This window comes from Streptomyces sp. NPDC052016 (assembly GCF_044548445.1).
Lineage (GTDB): Bacteria > Actinomycetota > Actinomycetes > Streptomycetales > Streptomycetaceae > Streptomyces.
This window is the reverse complement of sequence record NZ_JBIUBX010000013.1, coordinates 76,604-94,719: the sequence shown is the minus strand read 5'-3', so window position 1 is coordinate 94,719 and position 18,116 is coordinate 76,604. Positions and strand designations below refer to the sequence as shown.

19 protein-coding genes and 2 pseudogenes are annotated in these 18,116 nt (G+C 72.8%); 12 read left to right on the top strand and 9 right to left on the bottom strand.

From position 1 onward, the window contains the following. Positions 1-213: 213 nt before the first annotated feature. Complete coding sequence (locus tag ACIHAR_RS17950) at positions 214-846, top strand: precorrin-8X methylmutase (protein WP_365471968.1); 633 nt, start codon at positions 214-216, stop codon at positions 844-846. A gap of 180 nt (positions 847-1,026) precedes the next feature. Here ACIHAR_RS17950 and ACIHAR_RS17945 read toward each other — a convergent pair whose 3' ends face one another. After that, entirely contained in the window at positions 1,027-1,842 is an 816-nt protein-coding gene (locus ACIHAR_RS17945) for a cobalt-precorrin-6A reductase (RefSeq protein WP_365471971.1), read from the bottom strand. Between the two features lie 32 nt (positions 1,843-1,874). Here ACIHAR_RS17945 and ACIHAR_RS17940 point away from each other — a divergent pair. After that, positions 1,875-2,027 (top strand): annotated as a pseudogene (locus ACIHAR_RS17940) (cobalt-precorrin-5B (C(1))-methyltransferase); the annotation flags it as partial. Between the two features lie 126 nt (positions 2,028-2,153). On the opposite strand, the gene ACIHAR_RS17935 reads toward ACIHAR_RS17940, so the two are convergent. The 7 genes and pseudogenes from ACIHAR_RS17935 to ACIHAR_RS17905 form a co-directional block, all read right to left on the bottom strand. After that, on the bottom strand, positions 2,154-2,354 hold the full coding sequence (locus ACIHAR_RS17935; protein ID WP_400020288.1) for an acyl-CoA carboxylase epsilon subunit: 201 nt from the start codon (positions 2,352-2,354) through the stop codon (positions 2,154-2,156). 238 nt (positions 2,355-2,592) lie between these two features. Continuing rightward, the gene (gene pqqE, locus ACIHAR_RS17930) at positions 2,593-3,759 is read right to left on the bottom strand and encodes a pyrroloquinoline quinone biosynthesis protein PqqE (RefSeq protein WP_400020286.1); all 1,167 of its coding nucleotides are present in this window, start codon (positions 3,757-3,759) and stop codon (positions 2,593-2,595) included. Further along, positions 3,756-4,025 carry a pyrroloquinoline quinone biosynthesis peptide chaperone PqqD gene (pqqD, locus tag ACIHAR_RS17925; RefSeq protein WP_400020284.1) on the bottom strand — a complete coding sequence of 90 codons (270 nt, stop codon included), beginning with the start codon at positions 4,023-4,025 and terminating at the stop codon, positions 3,756-3,758. The genes pqqE and pqqD overlap by 4 nt, the downstream gene beginning before the upstream one ends. A 563-nt stretch (positions 4,026-4,588) precedes the next feature. Next, positions 4,589-5,311, bottom strand: a pseudogene (gene pqqC, locus ACIHAR_RS17920) (pyrroloquinoline-quinone synthase PqqC); the annotation flags it as partial. Beyond that, positions 5,308-6,222 (bottom strand): pyrroloquinoline quinone biosynthesis protein PqqB, encoded by a 915-nt coding sequence (gene pqqB, locus ACIHAR_RS17915; RefSeq protein ID WP_365471981.1) that lies wholly within the window; start codon positions 6,220-6,222, stop codon positions 5,308-5,310. The gene pqqB and the pseudogene pqqC, both read right to left, overlap by 4 nt. 9 nt (positions 6,223-6,231) lie before the next feature. Beyond that, a complete protein-coding gene (gene pqqA, locus ACIHAR_RS17910) occupies positions 6,232-6,372 on the bottom strand; it encodes a pyrroloquinoline quinone precursor peptide PqqA (protein WP_365471984.1) in 141 nt (46 codons plus the stop codon). A 61-nt stretch (positions 6,373-6,433) separates the two neighbouring features. Further along, positions 6,434-7,555, bottom strand: coding sequence for a PQQ-dependent sugar dehydrogenase (locus tag ACIHAR_RS17905; protein WP_400020281.1), 1,122 nt, complete (start codon positions 7,553-7,555; stop codon positions 6,434-6,436). 441 nt (positions 7,556-7,996) lie between these two features. Between ACIHAR_RS17905 and ACIHAR_RS17900 the strand changes: the two genes are divergently transcribed. From ACIHAR_RS17900 to ACIHAR_RS17855, 10 genes are all read left to right on the top strand, one after another. Beyond that, complete coding sequence (locus tag ACIHAR_RS17900; RefSeq protein WP_365471990.1) at positions 7,997-9,649, top strand: FAD-dependent monooxygenase; 1,653 nt, start codon at positions 7,997-7,999, stop codon at positions 9,647-9,649. A 298-nt stretch (positions 9,650-9,947) separates the two neighbouring features. Beyond that, entirely contained in the window at positions 9,948-10,763 is an 816-nt protein-coding gene (locus tag ACIHAR_RS17895) for a hypothetical protein (RefSeq protein WP_400020279.1), read from the top strand. Between the two features lie 116 nt (positions 10,764-10,879). Beyond that, positions 10,880-11,569 (top strand): class F sortase, encoded by a 690-nt coding sequence (locus tag ACIHAR_RS17890; RefSeq protein ID WP_365472153.1) that lies wholly within the window; start codon positions 10,880-10,882, stop codon positions 11,567-11,569. Between the two features lie 151 nt (positions 11,570-11,720). After that, the gene (locus ACIHAR_RS17885; RefSeq protein ID WP_365472156.1) at positions 11,721-12,872 is read left to right on the top strand and encodes a SchA/CurD-like domain-containing protein; all 1,152 of its coding nucleotides are present in this window, start codon (positions 11,721-11,723) and stop codon (positions 12,870-12,872) included. Positions 12,873-12,967: 95 nt separating this feature from the next. Further along, positions 12,968-13,354, top strand: coding sequence for a cupin domain-containing protein (locus tag ACIHAR_RS17880; RefSeq protein ID WP_365472159.1), 387 nt, complete (start codon positions 12,968-12,970; stop codon positions 13,352-13,354). Continuing rightward, a complete protein-coding gene (locus ACIHAR_RS17875; RefSeq protein ID WP_365472162.1) occupies positions 13,351-14,616 on the top strand; it encodes a beta-ketoacyl-[acyl-carrier-protein] synthase family protein in 1,266 nt (421 codons plus the stop codon). The genes ACIHAR_RS17880 and ACIHAR_RS17875 overlap by 4 nt, the downstream gene beginning before the upstream one ends. Next, positions 14,616-15,866, top strand: coding sequence for a ketosynthase chain-length factor (locus tag ACIHAR_RS17870; RefSeq protein WP_365472197.1), 1,251 nt, complete (start codon positions 14,616-14,618; stop codon positions 15,864-15,866). Before ACIHAR_RS17875 ends, ACIHAR_RS17870 begins: the two co-directional genes overlap by 1 nt. Positions 15,867-15,896: 30 nt before the next feature. Then, positions 15,897-16,154, top strand: a complete 258-nt coding sequence (locus tag ACIHAR_RS17865; RefSeq protein WP_365472165.1) for an acyl carrier protein — start codon at positions 15,897-15,899, stop codon at positions 16,152-16,154. Between the two features lies 1 nt (position 16,155). Beyond that, positions 16,156-16,635 (top strand): SRPBCC family protein, encoded by a 480-nt coding sequence (locus tag ACIHAR_RS17860; protein ID WP_365472168.1) that lies wholly within the window; start codon positions 16,156-16,158, stop codon positions 16,633-16,635. 16 nt (positions 16,636-16,651) lie between these two features. Then, entirely contained in the window at positions 16,652-16,984 is a 333-nt protein-coding gene (locus tag ACIHAR_RS17855; RefSeq protein WP_365472171.1) for a TcmI family type II polyketide cyclase, read from the top strand. Between the two features lie 89 nt (positions 16,985-17,073). Here ACIHAR_RS17855 and ACIHAR_RS17850 read toward each other — a convergent pair whose 3' ends face one another. Continuing rightward, positions 17,074-18,102, bottom strand: coding sequence for a methyltransferase (locus tag ACIHAR_RS17850; protein WP_365472174.1), 1,029 nt, complete (start codon positions 18,100-18,102; stop codon positions 17,074-17,076). Positions 18,103-18,116: the final 14 nt, after the last annotated feature.

Below are 18,116 nucleotides of genomic sequence, written 5' to 3'. Positions count from 1 at the left end.
GCTCCGCCTCGGCGCCTGCGCCGGGCGACCCGGTCGTGCCGGGTCGCCCGGCGCACGGGCGCACGCGGCCCGGACCCGCGCGACAGCCGGACGGGCCCGCCCGGAGGACGCATTCCGGGAACGCCTCCCCGGGCGAACCCGCCCACCCGGCCGCCGCCCCGGCGGCGAGCACCCCATGAGCCGTACGACGACGAGAGCAGCGAGAAGCACACCGTGACCTCCTACGACTACGAGAAGGACGGGGCGGCGATCTACCGCCAGTCCTTCGCCACCATCCGCGCGGAGGCCGACCTCGCGGCCCTGCCCGCCGACGTCGGCCAGGTCGCGGTGCGGATGATCCACGCCTGCGGGATGGTCGACCTCGTACGGGACCTGAGCTACACGCCCGGCGTGGTGGCCCGCGCCCGCGAGGCCCTGCGCGCCGGGGCGCCCGTCCTCTGCGACGTGCAGATGGTGGCCAGTGGCGTGACCCGCAAGCGGCTTCCGGCCGGCAACGAGGTGCTGTGCACGCTGTCCGACCCGGCCGTCCCCGACCTCGCGGCCGAGCTCGGCACCACCCGCAGCGCCGCCGCGCTGGAGCTGTGGCGCGACCGCCTGGAGGGCTCGGTCGTCGCGGTCGGCAACGCGCCCACCGCCCTCTTCCGCCTCCTGGAGATGATCGACGAGGGCGCACCCAGGCCCGCCGCCGTCATCGGCGTGCCCGTCGGCTTCGTCGGGGCCGCCGAGTCCAAGGACGCCCTGGCCGCGCACCCCTCCGGTCTGGAGCACCTGGTCGTCCGGGGCCGTCGCGGAGGCAGCGCCATCGCCGCCGCCGCGGTCAACGCGATCGCGAGCGAGGAGGAGTGACCGGCACGCTCAACGAGGTGGGGCTCGGCCCCGCGACCCCTCGGACCCGCCCCTGACGACCGTACGGGCCGTCGCGGTGTCGTGGCGGTGCCGGCCGGGACGGACGGGCACGCGGTACCGGTATCCCGGCAGCACGACCACCGACGAGTACGGCACCGACACCTGGTCGCTCGCTGCGGGTCAACACACCTGGCGTGTGCCCGCGGCGAAGCCCGGGCCGGACTCCCCGCCGGCGCCGGGGGGCAGGCTCCGGCCGAGCGCCTCCCTGATCCAATCGACCGCCTGCTGCGGTTCCGCCAGTTCGGGCACCCCTTCGGGTACCGGGGGCCGGCGCACCACCACGACGGGAAGCCCGGCCTCCCGGGCGGCGGTCAGTTTGGGGGCGGTGGCCGCTCCCCCGCTGTCCTTCGTCACCACGACGTCGATCCGGTGGCGGCGCAGCAGCTCGCGCTCTCCGTCGAGGGTGAAGGGACCCCGGTCGAGCACCACCTCCATGCGGGACGGGGCCGGCGGCTCGGGCGCGTCCACGGAGCGCACGAGGAACCACAGATCGTCAAGGTCGGCGAAGGCGGGCAGGCCCATGCGCCCGGTGGTGAGGAACACCCGCCGGCCGAGGCGGGGCAGCAGCTCCGCCGCGCGGTCCAGCGAGGCGGCCTCGTGCCAGACGTCCCCTTCCCCCGGGACCCAGCCCGGACGGCGCAGGGCGAGCAGGGGAACACGGGCGGTGGCGGCGGCCCGCGCCGCGTTGAAACTGATCGTCCCGGCGAAAGGGTGCGTGGCGTCGACGAGCACGTCCACCTCGTGCCCGCGCAGCCACGCGGCCAGCCCGTCGGCTCCGCCGAAGCCGCCCACGCGCACCTCGCCGGGCGGCATACGGGGTGCGGCCACCCGCCCTGCCAGGGAGTTCGTCACCCGTAGTCCGGGGAGGGCGCCGTCCGCCAGGAGGGCGGCGAGGAGACGGGCCTCGGTGGTACCGCCGAGGATCAGTACGTGCACGGGAGGTCCGGTTCCCTTCCGAAGGGTGAGGCATGGCCGGCGAGGCCGGGGGCGGTCGCAGCGCCCAACTCAAGCACACCGGCCTCCGGCCCGGCCGGGCCACCGGTGCCTGTGCCACCGCGGCGACTACGGCCGCGTACACCGGCCTGCCGACGGACTGTTTCCCGACCCGGTGAGGAAGACACGTCCGGTCATGCCTGCTTCGGGGCTCCGCTCCGGCTCGCGGCTCTGTCGGTGGTCGGGATTTGACGCACGCTCAGCGCCGGAGGGTCTTGTCGAATACGACGGTTGGGTCACGTCACGGCGCGAGGTCAGCCACGCCAGCTGTGCGGCGCGCGGAACACCGACTCGCGCTCCAGCCGCCGCCATCCGGCCTTCACACGTCCGGCCCGGTCCGGGGCCGGTACCGCGGCTCGGGCCAGCAGGACCGCGGTGAGCGCCGCGAGTTCCTCGGGCCCGGCGCGGCCCTTCTCGACGCGCAGGACGTGGGGTGACGAAACGACAGTGGTCATGGGAAGGTCCTCCGTCGCGTGGGGGATCCGCAGAGGATGCCCTTGTTGCTGCCGCGGGGAGGCTGCCGGGCTTGCGGGCGGCGGTCCGGCGTGCCTCACCGCCGTGGCGGTTCCACCACCGTGCGCCCGATCCACCCCGGCAGGAAGCCGAGGACGTCCGGAAGAGTGACGATCAGCGGGTCCCGCCCGGGCAGGGACCCCGACGCCGACTGCGACCACGGCCATTACCACGACCCGGCTACCGGACGTCGGCCCGCTCCCTCCGGTCACCATCCGGGTTCGGGGCGGGGCCGCGCCCGGGACGGCGGTAGACGTACGGCGGTGGTGTCCCGTCGGCGGCGGTGTCGGTGAGGGTGCGCAGGAGGGGGTGGTCGGGGGCCAGCGCGCACGCCGGGTCGGTGCGGGCGGCGTCGCCGGTGAGTGCGTACGCCTGGCAGCGGCAGCCGCCGAAGTCCTCCTCCCGGCGGGGGCAGGTCCCGCAGGGCCCGGTCATCCAGCCGGTACCGCGGAAGCGGTTGAAGGCCGGGGAGTGCTCCCAGATCCAGGCCAGGGGACGGTCCCGGACGTTGGGCGCGTCGAGTTCCGGCAGGGAGGCCGCCGCCGGGCAGGGCAGGGCGGTGCCGTCGGGCGCGACGGTGAGGGAGACCGCTCCCCACCCGCCCATGCAGGGTTTGGCGACGCCGTCGAAGTAGTCGGGGACGACCCAGACCAGGTCGACCTGGCCGGCCAGCCGTTCCCGCAGGCGTTCGACTGTCTCGCGGGCCCGTGCCAGTTGGTCGCGGGTGGGCAGCAGGGCTGCGCGGTTGAGCAGACCCCAGCCGTAGAACTGGGTGTTGGCCAGCTCGATGCGGTCCACACCCCAGGCGACGCCCAGGTCGACGAGGCCGCCGACGGCGTCGAGGTTGTCGCGGTGCAGCACGACGTTGAGGCCGAGGGGCAGCCCGGCCCGGCGTACGAGGGCGGCGGCCCGCTCCTTGGCCGCGAAGGAGGACGGGCGGCCGGCGATCCGGTCGTTGGCCCCGGGCTCCGCGTGCTGGACGGAGAGCTGGACGCTGCGCAGCCCCGCCGCCCGCAGTGCGGTCAGCCGCGCCTCGTCCAGGCCGGTGCCGCTGGTGACCAGCTGGGTGTAGATCCCGGCGGACTCGGCGGCGGCGACGATCTCCTCCAGGTCGGGGCGCAGCAGCGGCTCGCCGCCGGAGAGGTGCGTGTGGACGACGCCCATCTCGGCCGCCTGGCGCAGGACGTCCGTCCACTCCCGCGTGGTCAGCTCGGCCGAGCGGCGGGCCAGTTCCAGGGGGTTGGAGCAGTACGGGCACTGGAGGGGGCAGGCGTGGGTGAGTTCTGCGAGCAGGGCCCAGGGGGGTGCCGGGGCCGCGGCTTGCGCTGTGGGCGGGGGGACGGTCATGTGAGCCAGCCCTCCTGGCGCAGGCGGTCGAGGAAGGAGGGGACCTCGGTGGCCACCGGGGCGCCCGGGTGGCGTGCGGCGAGTTCGTCGACGATCCCGCGTACGGTGCGCGTCCCGTCGCACAGGCCGACGACCTGACCGGCGTGTCCCTGGAGGACGACCACGCGTTCCGGCAGGACCAGCAGGTCGGTGCCCCGCACACGGTCGTGCCGCAGCACCAGGGTGGGGGCGAGGGCGGGACGCCACGGTCCGGCGGGAGCCGGCATCACACCTGCCCCCGCCGGCCGGCGCGCCACGGACGGCTGTCCACTCCCGGCCCGCCGCCACTTGACGCACAGCTCTCCACTGCCGGCCCGCCGGCCCGCCACGGACGGCTGTCCACCTCCGTCCCACTCTCCCGCGACGGACGGCTGTCCACCTCCGTCCCGCTCTCCCGCGACGGACGGCTGTCCACCTCCGTCCCGCTCTCCCGCGACGGACGGCAGTCCGCCTCCGGCCCGCCGTCCCGCCAGGTCCGATCCCCGACTTCCGGAAGCCCGCCGTCCCGCCACGGACGGCTGTCCACTCCCGGCCCGCCGCCGTTCGACGTACGGCTGTCCATGTCCGCGCCGCCGTCTCGCGACGCACGGTCGTACATCCCCGGCCCGCCGTCCCGCCACGGACGATGCTCGACCTCCGGACGCCCGCCGTTCCGCCACGGACGGCTGTCCACTCCCGGCCCGCCGCTCCGCGACGCACGGCTCTCCGCGTCCGGCGCGCCGTCCCGCCGTGGACGGCTGCCCGCCTCCGCCCCACTCTCCCGCCACGGACGGCTGTCCACCCCCCGGCGCCCGTCCCCGCCCCTGCTCCCGGGCTGCTGCACGGCGTCCAGCAGGGCCCACAGCACGTCGCACTTGAAGGTCAGCGCGGCCACCGCCCGCTGCTGCTCCTCGCGCGTGCGGGCCCACTTCAGGACGAGTCCGAGCGCCTCGGTGCTGTCGCGCCGGCCCTGGTCGACACGGCCTCGGAAGTAGTCGAGCCCGGACGCCTCGATCCAGGGGTAGTGGCGTTCGAAGGCCCCGATGCGCAGGCGCATCAGGTCGGGAGCGGTCAGCTCGGTGAGCGAGGCCGCGACGGCCTCCAGCGGCGGGCGCAGCCGGCAGAAGTTGACGTAACCCTCCACCGCCAGCCGTACGCCCGGCAGGACGGAGTCCCCCGCCAGCAGGCTCCCGCGGTCCAGGCCGGCCGCCTCGCCGAGGCGCAGCCAGCGCTCGATACCGCCCTCGCCCTCGTCGCGCCCGTCGTGGTCCTCGATCCGCCGCAGCCACATGCGCCGCAGTCGCGGGGAGTCCAGCTTCGCGGTGATCAGCGCGTCCTTGACGGGGATGTGCCGCTGGTAGTGGAAACGGTTGGCGATCCAGCGGCGCACCTCCGCCGGGGTGAGGTCGCCCTCGTGCATGCGGAGGTTGAAGGGGTGGCGGTCGTGGTACCGCTCCTGGGCCACCGCGCGCAGGCGGGCCTCGAACTCGTCGGGGGTCCAGGGTCGGTCCGGGGCGGCGAGTGCCGTGGTCACAGCTCGATCACCATCTCGTCGTCGGCCACCTCGATGCCCAGTCGGGCCAGCCTCTTGTGCTGCGCCGCGGTGGGGTCGACGAGGGGGTTCGTGTTGTTGAGGTGTGTGTAGAGGCAGCGGGCGGACAACGTGGCGAGGACGGCCGCGGTGCCGCCCGGTCCGTCGATGGGCAGATGGCCCATGCCGGTGGCGGTGCGGGAGGAGATCCCGGTGCGGCGCGGCTCCTCGTCGTCCCAGAAGGTGCCGTCGACGATGACGCAGTCGGCCTCGGCGGCGGCCCGGTGCAGCGCGTCGGACCAGACGGCCACGGCGGGTGCGTAGACGGCCGACCTTCCGGTGGCCGGCTCGTACAGACGCAGGGCCACGACCCAGGAGTCGTCCTCGGGGGCGTCGGCGGCGTACCGGGGGCGTTTGCCGGACACGGGGACGGCGCTGATCCGGACCCCGGGACCGGCCGGGCCGGGTGCGTCGCCGGCCAGCGGCAGGGCGCCCTGGCAGGGCAGGTCGCGCCAGGTCGGCGCGGTGTAGGACCCCAGGACCTCGTCGAGGCGCAGGCGGTCCTGCAGTGCCCGGCGGACCGGGGGCGTGGCGAGGATCTCCAGGCCGGCCGCCTCGCGCAGGCGCGCGAGGCCCAGGGTGTGGTCGAGTTCGGCGTCGGTGAGGACCACTCCGGCGACCGGCGTCTGCCGGGCCCCGGGTCCGGGGTGGAGCGCCGGGTGGGCCTCGATCTGGTCGCCGATGTCGGGGGTGGCGTTGACGAGGTACCAGCGGCCGTCGCCCGTGGCGACCGCGAGGGAGGCGTGGCGGCGGCGGCGCTCCGGACACGCGCGTGCCCCGGTGCACCCGGGGCACGCGCAGTTCCACTGCGGGATGCCGCCCCCGGCCGCGGTGCCGAGCACCTGCAGCAGCATCGCCGTGGTCTAGCGGGTGGCGAGGGAGTAGGCGGTGACCTCCAGCGCGGTGTCGACGACCGTGTACCCGGGCGTCTGCCAGGGGGCCGTGTCGTTGCGCTCCGCGCCGGCGGCGGTCGTGTGCTCGGTCTGCTCGATGGTTTCGGTCATGTGCGTGCCTTCCTTTCGGGGAGGTGGGTTTCACCCCTGCGCGAGGGGTCGGTGGGGGGGATCACCTGATGGTGATCCTGAGGATGCGGTCTCTCTCGTCGCCGCCGTCGGTCGTGCCGAGCCAGAGCTCGTCGGCGCCGGGTACCTTGGCGAGCGCCCGCAGCCGGCCGTAGACGCCGCTGTAGTACGCCCTCGCCGTCCCGACGTCCTCGCCGCTGCCGTCGATCGGCAGCGCCCACAGCCGCTGGCCGCGCAACGTCGTGACGTACAGGACGTCGCGCACGACGGCGAGTTGGGCGGGCACGCCTCCTTCGGACGGTTTCCAGACCTTCTTCGGGTCCGTCAGTCCGGCCCTGGAGCACGGGCCCTCGCAGAGGGGCCAGCCGTAGTTCCCGCCGGGCTCGATCAGGTTGAGCTCGTCCGCGGCGGAGTCGCCGATCTCGGTCTCCCACAGCCTGCCCCGGTCGTCCCAGACGAGGCCCTGCGGGTTGCGGTGGCCGAGGCTGTAGACGCGGGTGCCGAAGGGGTTGCCGGGCGCCGCGTCACCGGTCCGGGTGATGCGCAGGATCTTTCCGTTCGGCGAGTCCTTGTCCTGGGCGAGGCGGGGGTGGTAGGCGTCGCCGACGGTGACGTACAGGTACCCATCGGGACCGAAGGCGATCCTGCCGCCGTTGTGGTCCCCCAGCCGGGTGATGCCGCCGAGTACGACGGTGTAGTCGCTGAGCGAGGTGCCGTCGAAGTGCATCTTCGCGACCCGGAGGTCCCTGGCGGCGGTGTGGACGAAGAAGACGTCCCTGTCCGTGGTGCCGTTCCACGTCGGCGAGGGGGCGACGCCCAGCAGCCCGCCGCTGCCCGACCCGCCGGCCGGGGAGACCACCACGGTGTCGGGCACCGTGCCCGCCTTGTGCCTGAATCCGTCGCTCCCCTGGACCCACACCGCGGCCGTGCGCCGCTCCGTCACCAGCGCCCTCCGGCCGTCGGGCAGGAAGCCGATGGCCCAGGGAATCGTCCACCTGCCGGAGAGCACGGAGACGTCCGCCGGTCTGCCTCTGTCGTCCATGACTCCCGGCCCGGCCGTCGCCGTCGGCTGCAGGAGGCACAGCCCGAGGGCGGCGGTGACGGCGGCGGCCGCGGCCGTGCCCGGACGGACTCGACGCAGCGCCGAACGCGCCAAGCGTGACATTCAGTTGCCTTTCCCGTCGTGGGGGGACCGGCTGGATCAGAGAGGAGATCCGCCGCCGGATCCGCGTGCAGAGGTGCCCGGGCCGGGCCGCGTCGTGGTGCGCCCTCTGGAAGGAGAAAAGGGCCAGGAGCGAGGTGGGGTGGTGACTCCTGCCAGGAGTATCGAGCACCCCCTTCACGCGGGCCGTCCCGACGCGCCCATGTCTCCGAAGGCGCACCCGACCGCGCCACGGGCAGGACCGGTACGGATACGCCGCCCCGGTGACGCGCGTGTCCGAGTGCCGTCGAACCGGATGCCCGGCCGTTCCCGGGTCCGGCCCCCTGCGGGTTAAGCGAGTGAAGCCTGGGTCTCCGTCCGCCGTGCGGGTGCCTCGCGGGGAATGCATGACATTCCCGGCCTTTTCCGGCCGAATCGGCGAACACGACGCGCTGGAGGCGAGTGATGAACGAAAGAGCCGATCAGACCGACCACATCCTCAAGGTCCCGGTCCTCATCGTCGGCGGATCCTTGGTGGGCCTGTCGACCTCGGTGTTCCTGGGGCGGCTGGGGGTGCCCCACATGCTGGTGGAGCGCCACGCCGGCACCTCCATCCATCCCCGCGGACGTGGCAACAACGTCCGCACGATGGAGCTCTTCCGGGTGGCCGGCGTCGAACCCGCGATCCACGAGGCCGCGGCCACGCTCGCCGACAACCACGGCATCCTCCAGACGCCCACGCTGGTCGGGGACGCGGGCGAGTGGCTGTTCCGGAACATCGACCCGGGTGGCGGCCTGGCCCGGTTCAGCCCGAGCTCCTGGTGCCTGTGCAGCCAGAACGACCTGGAGCCGGTTCTGCTCGACCACGCGGTGAAGCTCGGCGGCGACCTCCGCTTCTCCACCGAACTGACGTCATTCGAGAGCGACCCCACCGGTGTCACGGCGGTCGTCAAGAGCCGGGAGACGGGTGAGCACCTCACCGTCCGGGCGGACTACCTGGTGGCCGCCGACGGTCCGCGCAGCCCCGTGCGGGAGCGGCTCGGCATCGGTCAGAGCGGCCCCGGCGAGCTGTTCCACAACATCAGCATGACCTTCCGTTCCCGTCGGCTCGCCGACGTGGTGGGCGACCGCCGCTTCATCGTCTGCTACCTCACCAACCCGGACGCCGACGGGGCGCTGCTGCCCGTGGACAACCACGAGAACTGGGTCTTCCACGCCCCCTGGCACCCCGAGCGGGGGGAGACGATGGCGGACTTCACCGAGGAGCGCTGCACCGACCACATCCGCCGGGCGGTCGGGGTGCCGGACCTCGACGTGCGGGTCACCGGCATGGCCGCCTGGCACGCCGCACAGCGCGTCGCACGGTCGTACCGGTCCGGGCGCGTCCTCCTGGCCGGCGACTCCGCCCACGAGATGTCCCCGACCGGAGCGTTCGGCTCCAACACCGGTATCCAGGACGCGCACAACCTCGCCTGGAAGCTGGCCGCGGTCCTCGGCGGCTGGGCGGGGGACAGGCTGCTGGACACCTACGACACGGAGCGCCGTCCGGTGGCCGAGGCCACCAGCGCCCGTGCGGCCGCCCGTTCGGTCGAGCACAGCCACCCCGGGTTCGCCCCGGCGCCCGGCACCGGGGGCGCCCCTCAGCGCGGCATTCTCAACGTGACCCTCGGCTACCGCTACCCGCACGGCGCCGTCGTCGACGCGGATCCCACGACCTCGCCCGTCCCCGAACGGCTCGAGCTGACCGGGGAGCCCGGCAGCCGCGCACCCCACATGTGGCTGCGGCACGAGGGCCGGCGCATCTCCACCCTCGACCTCTACGAGCGCTCCCTGGTCCTGCTCAGCGACGCGGGAGAGCCCGGCGGCTGGCACAAGGCCGCCATCAGCCTCGCCGAGCGGATGCGCATCCCCCTCGTCGCCTACCGGATCGGGACCGAGCCCGACGCCGAGCTCGCCCCCGAGGACGGCACGGACTGGGCGGAGTGCCACGGCACGACCAGCTCGGGCGCCGTACTGGTCCGGCCCGACGGCTTCGTCGCCTGGCGGACGCGGGGTCCGGGCCAGGACGCCGAATCCACGCTGCGGCAGGTCCTGGCCACGGTGCTGGCGCTGGACTGAGCCCCGGGAACACGCGGGAGCACCCTTCTCCGCCCCGCACCCGATCGCCGTCGCTCAGCGGCCCCTGCCGGCTGCTGGGCGACAGCCATGTCCGGAGGGGCACGAAACGCACCGCGATCGCGGGGTCGACGGGTCCGTTCGGCGCCCGGACCGGGTGATCGCGCGACCGCGGCGTTCACTCGGGTGAGCGTCCCGAGTGGTGGGAGGCGGACAGCTGACTGACGGTGGATCACGTCGGGATCGTGTCTCCCCAGCTGACGAAGCGCCAGCTGCACGGTCTTGGCGGAAGGACTCTCTCATGCGCTCTGCTCGCCTGCTTCTGGCCTCCGCGGCGGCGTCGGCCGCCCTCGCCCTGGCCGCAACCGGCGCCTACGCCACCGGAGACGACCAGGAGCACGACGACTCCTCCTACAGCACCCAGCACGACGACTCCTCGAAGGACGACTCCTCGAAGGACGACTCGGACAAGGACGACTCCGACAAGGACGACAAGGACGAGGACAAGGACGACAAGGACGACAAGGACGACGAGGACAAGGACTCCTACGGCGGCCACGACAAGGGGGACAAGCACGACAAGCACTGGGACAAGCACGACTACGACAAGGACGACCACGACAAGGACGACCACGACAAGGACGACGAGGACAAGGACGACAAGGACGACGACGAGGACAAGGACGACGAGGACAAGGACGACGAGGACAAGCCCAACGGCGGCATGGACACCGGCGGCGGCCACCTCGCCCTGGTGAACTACGGCGACGAGGACTCCCACAAGGACGAGGACAAGGACGACAAGGAGTCCTGGAAGAAGGACGAGCACGACAAGGACTGGAAGAAGGACGACTACGGCAAGGACGACCACGACAAGGACGACTACGACAAGGACGACGAAGACAAGGACGACGAGGACAAGGACGACGAGGACAAGGACGACAAGGACGACGAGGACAAGGACTCCTACGGCGACAAGCCCAGCGGCGGGATGCACACCGGAGGCGGCGCCCTCGCAGCCCCCGACGTGACCGCGGGTGGCCTCGCCGCCCTCGCCCTCGCCGGCACCGGCCTGTACGTCGTACGCCGCAAGAAGTCGGCCAACGGCCTCGTCTGAGCCGTGCCGGACGCGATAGCAGCCGCGGCCGCCACGACGCACCCCCGTGGCGGCCCGGCCCGCCCCCCGCCCGCGCCACGCCCGCCCAGCTGCCGTGCACTAGTGAGGTCCTCCCGATGGCAGTCCCTCCCTCCTCCCCCGCGGACACCGAGCCGGAGTCGACCGGCCAGGGGTCCCGCGGCACCCTGACCGTCCTGTGCGCCCTTGTTCTGCTGTTCCTGACCATGAGCCTGACCGGCAGCAACGACGCCTCGTCCGGCTCCTCCCGCCCACCGCACGCCCCCCACGCCCCGCACGCCCCCCAGGCCGCCGCTCCGTCGGCGTCCCCCGTCCGGCACGCGACGGGCAAGCACCTGCCGCGCTCGAAGCCGGTGCGCCTGCTCATCCCGAAGATCTCGGTGGACGCTCCCTTCACCGACCTCGCCATCGGCCGTTCGGGCCAGCTCGAAGCACCGCCGCCCGACGACGTCAACCTCGTCGGCTGGCACGCCGCCGGCACCTCCCCCGGCGAGACGGGCACCGCGATCATCGCCGGGCACGTCGACACGGCCACCTCCCCCGCCGTCTTCGCCGAACTCAGTGAGCTGAAGAAGGGGGACGTCTTCCACGTCCGACGGGCCGACGGACGCAAGGCGTCCTTCGTGGTCGACAGCGTGGAGACCTTCGACAAGGACAATTTCCCCAGCCGTCGGGTGTACGCCGACACGGACCAGGCGCAGGCACGTCTCATCACCTGCGCGGGCGACTACGACCGCGCGGCCAAGGACTACACGGCCAACCTGGTGGTCTTCGCCCATCTCAAGTGAGTTCGCCGGCGTGTCCCCGCGGCCAGTCACTCGCGTAGTCCATCCGAATCGCGCCCCGGTGGGGACCGGCTCAAGATCGAAGCACACGCGCATCGCAGCACCGCAAGTGAAGTCCGTCCCCCCGCCCTGCCATGAAGGAGATGTGCTCAGCATGACCACCACCGCACCCGCATCTAGGCCGTTGACACGACAGGTGTCGCCCCGCGTCTCCCAGTCCGTGTTCGACGGCTCCCGGCTCCGGGTCGTCCTGCTGGTGGACGTCATCGACGGAGCTCAGCAGCAGTTCCTGGAGGCGTACGAGCAGCTCTGCAACCAGGTCGCGTCCGTCCCGGGGCACGTCAGCGACCAGCTGTGCCAGTCGATCGAGAACCCCAGCCAGTGGCTCATCACCAGCGAGTGGGAGAGCGCCCCGCCGTTCCTCACCTGGGTGAACAGCGAGGAGCACGTACGGATGGTGGAGCCGCTGCACAGCTGCGTGCGGGACACCCGGTCGCTGCGCTTCCACGTGGTCCGCGAGACCGGCCGCCCGGCCGCCGCGGTCGAGCCCGGCGAGCGCGGCCTGCAGGCCTCGCCCCGCCTCGGTGACGGCGTCACCCGCCACGCGCTCACCTTCACGGTCAAGCCGGGCAGCGAGAAGGCCGTCGCCGGGATCCTCGCCGACTACTCCCCGCCGGACCCGAAGGTCGACGACACCACCCGGCTGTGCCGCACGTCCCTGTTCATGCACGGCAACCGCGTGGTGCGGGCCATCGAGGTGCGCGGCGACCTGCTCGCGGCGCTGCGTCACGTGGCCCGCCAGCCCGAGGTGCGGGCCGTGGAGGAGGCCATCAACCCGTACCTGGAGCAGGACCGGGACCTCGACGACCCCGAGTCCGCCCGCGTCTTCTTCACCCGGGCGGCGCTGCCCGCCGTCCACCACATCTCGGCGGAGCGGGAGGACCCGGCGGCGGAGCGGCACGCGCTGTACTACCCGGCCCGGCCGGGCCAGGGCATGCGGTTGGCCGAGCTGCTGGCCCAGCAGGACGAGGCCGCGGCGGAGGATCCGCGCAACCCCGTCCTGTGCAGCACGATCTTCCAGCGCGACGACGTCGTCGTACGGCTGATCGACGTCCGGGGCGGCCTCACGGCCGGCGACCCCGCGCTCTCCCTCGGCCTGCTCGACCCGGCGAAGGCGGCGGAGCTGACGACGTTCCCGGGCGCCTCCGGTGCGGGCGGTTCCGCACCGCAGGACGGCGACCTCGCGCGCCTGCTCGAGCTCGCCCGTATGGACCTCATCACCGACCGCCGCTCGCCCCGCGCCTGATCCGTCCGGCACACGGGTCGCGGCGGCCATCCGGCCCCTCAGTCGACACAGCACACGATCGGAGCAACGTCGTGATCACATCCCGTCCAAGAATCGTGGATCTCAGCGAGGTCGAGCCCAACACCCGGCGCGGCGGCGATCTGCGCGCCATGCTCACCCCCACCACGGTCGGCTCGACCAGCGGCTTCATGGGCGTGGCCATCGTGCAGCCCGGCGACCGCATCGGTGAGCACTACCACCCGTACTCCGAGGAGTTCGTGTACGTCGTCTGCGGGCAGTTGGAGGTCGACCTGGACGGCGAGCCCCACCCGCTGCGGCCGGAGCAGGGGCTCATGATCCCCATCAACATGCGCCACCGCTTCCGCAACGTCGGCAACGTGGAGGCGCGCATCGTCTTCCACCTCGGTCCGCTGGCCCCGAGCCCCCCGCTCGGCCACGTCGACACCGAGCAGACCGACGCCGTTCCGGTGGTCGGCTCATGAACCGGCGCGTGGCGGTCACCGGCATAGGCGTCGTCGCTCCCGGCGGCATCGGCGTCCCCGCGTTCTGGGACCTGCTGTCCCAGGGGCGCACGGCGACGCGGGGCATCACCTTCTTCGACCCGGCAGGCCTGCGCTCGCGGATCGCCGCCGAGTGCGACTTCGACCCGGCGGCCCACGGACTGGATCCGGAACAGGTCGCGCGCAGCGACCGGTACATCCAGTTCGCGCTGGTCGCCGGCGAGGAGGCGGTACGGGACGCCGGCCTCGACCTCGCCCGGGAGAACCCCTGGCGGGTCGGGGTGTCCCTGGGCACCGCGGTCGGCGGGACCACCCGGCTGGAGCACGACTACGTCCTGGTCAGCCACCGGGGGCAGCGCTGGGACGTCGACCACCGGGAGGCCGAGCCGCACCTGCACCGGGCGTTCGCGCCGAGCACGCTCGCCGCGACGGTCGCGGAGCGGTTCGAGGCGCGCGGGCCGGTGCAGACCGTCTCCACCGGCTGCACCTCGGGGCTCGACGCGGTCGGGTACGCCTTCCACACGATCGAGGAGGGCCGGGCCGACGTGTGCATAGCCGGCGCCTCGGACTCCCCCATATCGCCCATCACGATGGCCTGCTTCGACGCGATCAAGGCCACGTCCCCCAACAACGACGACCCCGCCCACGCCTCGCGTCCCTTCGACGCCGACCGCAACGGGTTCGTCATGGGAGAGGGCGGCGCGGTGCTGGTCCTGGAGGAGCTCGAGCACGCCCGGGCGCGCGGCGCCCACGTCTACTGCGAGCTCAGCGGCTACGCCACCTTCGGCAACGCCTACCACATGACCGGACTGACCAGGGAGGGCCTGGAGATGGCCCGCGCCATCGAGGTCGCCCTCGACCACTCCCGGCTCGACGGCACGGCGGTCGACTACGTCAACGCCCATGGCTCAGGAACCCAGCAGAACGACCGTCACGAGACGGCGGCGGTGAAGCGGGCCCTGGGGCAGCACGCCTACGACACGCCCATGAGCTCCATCAAGTCCATGGTGGGTCACTCCCTCGGCGCGATCGGGGCGATCGAGGTCGTCGCCTGTGTGCTGGCCCTGGCCCACCAGGTGATACCGCCCACCGCCAACTACGAGACCCCGGACCCGGAGTGCGACCTGGACTACGTCCCGCGGGTCGCCCGCGAGCGCAGGCTGAACACCGTCCTCTCGGTGGGCAGCGGGTTCGGCGGCTTCCAGTCCGCGGTGATCCTGACCCGGCCGAGAGGGAGGACATGATGAGCGAACCGCACCCGCGGCGCGCGGCCGTCACCGGAATCGGTGTGGTCGCGCCCAACGGAACCAGCACCGAGTCCTTTTGGAAGTCCACCCAGGAGGGCATCAGCGTCCTCGACCGGGTCACCCGCGAGGGCTGTGAGCACCTGCCGCTGCGGGTGGCCGGCGAGATCCGGGATTTCGAGCCGTCGGCGGCGATCGAGGAGCGCTACCTCGTCCAGACCGACCGGTTCACGCACTTCGCGATGGCCGCGGCCGACTTCGCGCTGGACGACGCCCGCCTCGGCCAGGCCGACACCTCCGGTGAGCCGTTCGCCGTGGGCGTGGTCACCGCGGCCGGTTCCGGCGGCGGCGAGTTCGGCCAGCGGGAACTGCAGCAACTGTGGGGCAAGGGCAGCCGGTTCGTCGGGCCGTACCAGTCGATCGCCTGGTTCTACGCCGCCAGCACCGGTCAGATCTCCATCCGCCGCGGCTTCAAGGGCCCTTGCTCGGTCGTCGCGGCCGACGAGGCCGGCGGTCTGGACGCCCTCGCGCACGCGGCGCGGGCCGTGCGGCGCGGCACCGACGTGATCGTGGCCGGGGCGACCGAGGCGCCGCTCGCCCCGTACTCGGTGGTGTGCCAGCTCGGCTACGAGGAGCTGAGCACCGGGGACGACCCGGCGCGCGCCTACCGCCCGTTCACCGAGGCGGCCTGCGGGTTCGTGCCCGCGGAGGGCGGCGCCATGTTCGTCGTGGAGGAGGAGGCCTCGGCCAGGGAGCGGGGTGCGCGGGTGCGGGCCAGGCTCGCCGGGCACGCGGCCACGTTCACCGGCGCCTCGCGCTGGGAGGAGTCCCGGGAGGGGCTCGCCCAGGCGATCCGGGGCGCGCTGGACGACGCGGGCTGCGCCCCGGAGGAGATCGACGTGGTCTTCGCCGACGCCCTCGGCGTACCGGAGGCGGACCGTGCCGAGGCGCTGGCGATCACCGACGCCCTCGGCGCGCACGGCAGGCGGGTTCCGGTCACCGCGCCGAAGACCGGCATCGGCCGCGGCTTCTGCGCGGCGCCCGTGCTGGACACCGCGGCGGCGGTGCTGGCGATGGAGCACGGCCTGATCCCGCCCACCCCCAACGTTTTCGACATCTGCCATGACCTCGACCTGGTGACCGTCCGCGCTCGCGCCGCCGAGACGCGCACGGCGCTGGTCCTCGGCCGGGGGCTCATGGGATCGAACTCGGCGCTGGTGCTGCGGCACGGCGCCGCCGACGCCTCGTGACGAGGCCACGGAGCAAAGGAGAGCAACCGCATGAGTGACCGCATCACCGTGGAAGAACTGTCCGAACTGATGAAGAAGGCGGCGGGGATCACCGTCGCCCCGGAGGAACTCCAGCAGCGGTCCGACTCCGCGTTCGACGCCCTCGGCGTCGACTCGCTGGGCCTGCTGGGCATCGTGGGCGAGCTGGAGAATCGTTACGGCGCACCCATGCCGACCGACGCGGAGCGCTGCAAGACCCCCCGGCAGTTCCTCGACCTCGTCAACAGCGCCCTCCCGGCAGGAGCCTGACATGGCCGGACGCACGGAGAACGAGATCACCATCGCCGCGCCGGTGGACCTGGTCTGGGACATGACCAACGACGTGGCGAACTGGCCCCGGCTGTTCAGCGAGTACGCCTCCGCGGAGATCCTTTCGCAGGAGGGGAACAAGACGACGTTCCGGCTGACCATGCACCCCGACGAGAACGGCACCGTGTGGAGCTGGGTCTCGGAACGGGAGACGGACCGCGACACGCTCAGCGTCAAGGCCCGCCGCGTCGAGACCGGGCCCTTCGCGTACATGAACATCCGGTGGCAGTACCACGAGGTCCCCCAGGGCACCCGGATGGTGTGGACGCAGGACTTCGAGATGAAGCCGGACGCACCCGTCGACGACGCCTGGATGACCGACAACATCAACCGCAACTCCAAGGTCCAGCTGGCCCTGATCCGGGACCGCATCGAGAAGGCCGCCGCGGAGCGCGGGTCCGTTCCGACCGTGACCGACTGAGCGGGAGGAGAGGACCATGCACCAGGCCCTGATCGTCGCCCGGATGGCTCCGGGATCGGCGCCGGACATCGCCAAGCTGTTCGAGGAGTCCGACCGGGGAGAGCTGCCGCACCTCGTGGGCGTCGCACGGCGCAGTCTCTTCCAGTTCAACGACGTCTACCTGCACCTCATCGAGTCCGAGCAGGATCCCGGACCCGCCATCGCCAAGGTGGCCGGACACCCCCAGTTCCGGGACATCAGCGAGCGGCTGCAGGCGTACGTCAGCGCGTACGACCCGGAGACCTGGCGGTCGCCGAAGGACGCGATGGCGCACTGCTTCTACCGCTGGGAGCGGGACTCCGCCGGCTGAGGACACCCCTCGAACCGGCCACCGGTCGCCGGGTCCGCGCGTGGTGCGGACCCGGCGACCGGTGGTTTCCCCGGGGGTCTCCCGGGTGCTCAGCGGGGGACGGTGCAGTCGAAGGCGTGCAGGTAGGGGTTGACCGGGCGGGTGTCGTCGATGACCAGGCCGGCGTCGGTCAGCCTCCTGACCATGCTCTCGGTGGTGTGCTTGGCCCCGCCGACGTTGAGGAGCAGCAGCAGGTCCATGGCGGTGCTGAACCGCATCGAGGGCGTGTCGTCGACCAGGTTCTCGATGACCACGACCCGTGTCCCCGGGCCGCCCGCCTCGATGACGTTGCGCAGGGTCCGGGCGGTGCTCTCGTCGTCCCACTCCAGGATGTTCTTGATGATGTACACGTCGGCCCGGAACGGGATGGCCGCACGGCAGTCGCCGGGCACGATCGTCACGCGGTCCGCGAGCGCGCCTCCCGGCCGCAGCCGCGGGTCGGCGTTCTCCACCACGCGCGGCAGGTCGAGCAGGGTGCCCCGCAGCGTGGGGTACTTCTCCAGGAGGCTCGCCACCACATGGCCCTGGCCGCCGCCGATGTCGGCGACCGACGAGCTCCCCGACAGGTCGAGGAAGTGCGCGACGTCCTCGGCGGACTGCCTGCTGGAGGTGGTCATGGCCCGGTTGAAGACCTCGGCCGACTCGGGGGCGTCCTCGTTGAGGTAGGTGAAGAACTCCTTGCCGTACAGCTCCTCGACGACGTTGCGGCCGGTGCGCACGGCCTCGTCGAGCATCGGCCAGGCGTCCCAGGTCCACGCCTCGGTGCACCACAGGGTGATGTAGCGCAGGCTGTGCGGGTCGTCCTCGCGCAGCAGCCGGGACATGTCGGTGTGCGCGATCGTCCCGTCCTGCCGCTCGGTGAAGACGCCGTAGCAGGACAGGGCCCGCAACAGCCGTCTCAGCGGCCGCGGTTCGGTCTTCACCGCCGCGGCCAGGTCCTCCACGGGCATGGGGGTGTCGCCGAGGGCGTCGGCGACCCCCAGCCGGGCGGCCGCGCGGAGGGCGGCGGCACACGCCGCCCCGAACGCCAGCTCCCTGAGTCGCATCGACGGCGGTGGAGCAGTCTCAGCGGTCGTCATGTGCCGCCTTCCTT

What these genes read in the sequence shown, in the direction of transcription:
- ACIHAR_RS17865 (WP_365472165.1), top strand. Translation starts at nt 15,897, where the DNA reads ATGAGTGACCGCATCACCGTGGAAGAACTGTCCGAACTGATGAAGAAG.
- ACIHAR_RS17905 (WP_400020281.1), bottom strand. Translation starts at nt 7,555, where the DNA reads ATGTCACGCTTGGCGCGTTCGGCGCTGCGTCGAGTCCGTCCGGGCACG.
- ACIHAR_RS17850 (WP_365472174.1), bottom strand. Translation starts at nt 18,102, where the DNA reads ATGACGACCGCTGAGACTGCTCCACCGCCGTCGATGCGACTCAGGGAG.
- pqqE (WP_400020286.1), bottom strand. Translation starts at nt 3,759, where the DNA reads ATGACCGTCCCCCCGCCCACAGCGCAAGCCGCGGCCCCGGCACCCCCC.
- ACIHAR_RS17885 (WP_365472156.1), top strand. Translation starts at nt 11,721, where the DNA reads ATGACCACCACCGCACCCGCATCTAGGCCGTTGACACGACAGGTGTCG.
- ACIHAR_RS17875 (WP_365472162.1), top strand. Translation starts at nt 13,351, where the DNA reads ATGAACCGGCGCGTGGCGGTCACCGGCATAGGCGTCGTCGCTCCCGGC.
- pqqA (WP_365471984.1), bottom strand. Translation starts at nt 6,372, where the DNA reads ATGACCGAAACCATCGAGCAGACCGAGCACACGACCGCCGCCGGCGCG.
- ACIHAR_RS17855 (WP_365472171.1), top strand. Translation starts at nt 16,652, where the DNA reads ATGCACCAGGCCCTGATCGTCGCCCGGATGGCTCCGGGATCGGCGCCG.
- ACIHAR_RS17895 (WP_400020279.1), top strand. Translation starts at nt 9,948, where the DNA reads ATGCGCTCTGCTCGCCTGCTTCTGGCCTCCGCGGCGGCGTCGGCCGCC.
- pqqD (WP_400020284.1), bottom strand. Translation starts at nt 4,025, where the DNA reads ATGCCGGCTCCCGCCGGACCGTGGCGTCCCGCCCTCGCCCCCACCCTG.
- ACIHAR_RS17900 (WP_365471990.1), top strand. Translation starts at nt 7,997, where the DNA reads ATGAACGAAAGAGCCGATCAGACCGACCACATCCTCAAGGTCCCGGTC.
- ACIHAR_RS17860 (WP_365472168.1), top strand. Translation starts at nt 16,156, where the DNA reads ATGGCCGGACGCACGGAGAACGAGATCACCATCGCCGCGCCGGTGGAC.
- ACIHAR_RS17870 (WP_365472197.1), top strand. Translation starts at nt 14,616, where the DNA reads ATGAGCGAACCGCACCCGCGGCGCGCGGCCGTCACCGGAATCGGTGTG.
- ACIHAR_RS17890 (WP_365472153.1), top strand. Translation starts at nt 10,880, where the DNA reads ATGGCAGTCCCTCCCTCCTCCCCCGCGGACACCGAGCCGGAGTCGACC.
- pqqB (WP_365471981.1), bottom strand. Translation starts at nt 6,222, where the DNA reads ATGCTGCTGCAGGTGCTCGGCACCGCGGCCGGGGGCGGCATCCCGCAG.
- ACIHAR_RS17935 (WP_400020288.1), bottom strand. Translation starts at nt 2,354, where the DNA reads ATGACCACTGTCGTTTCGTCACCCCACGTCCTGCGCGTCGAGAAGGGC.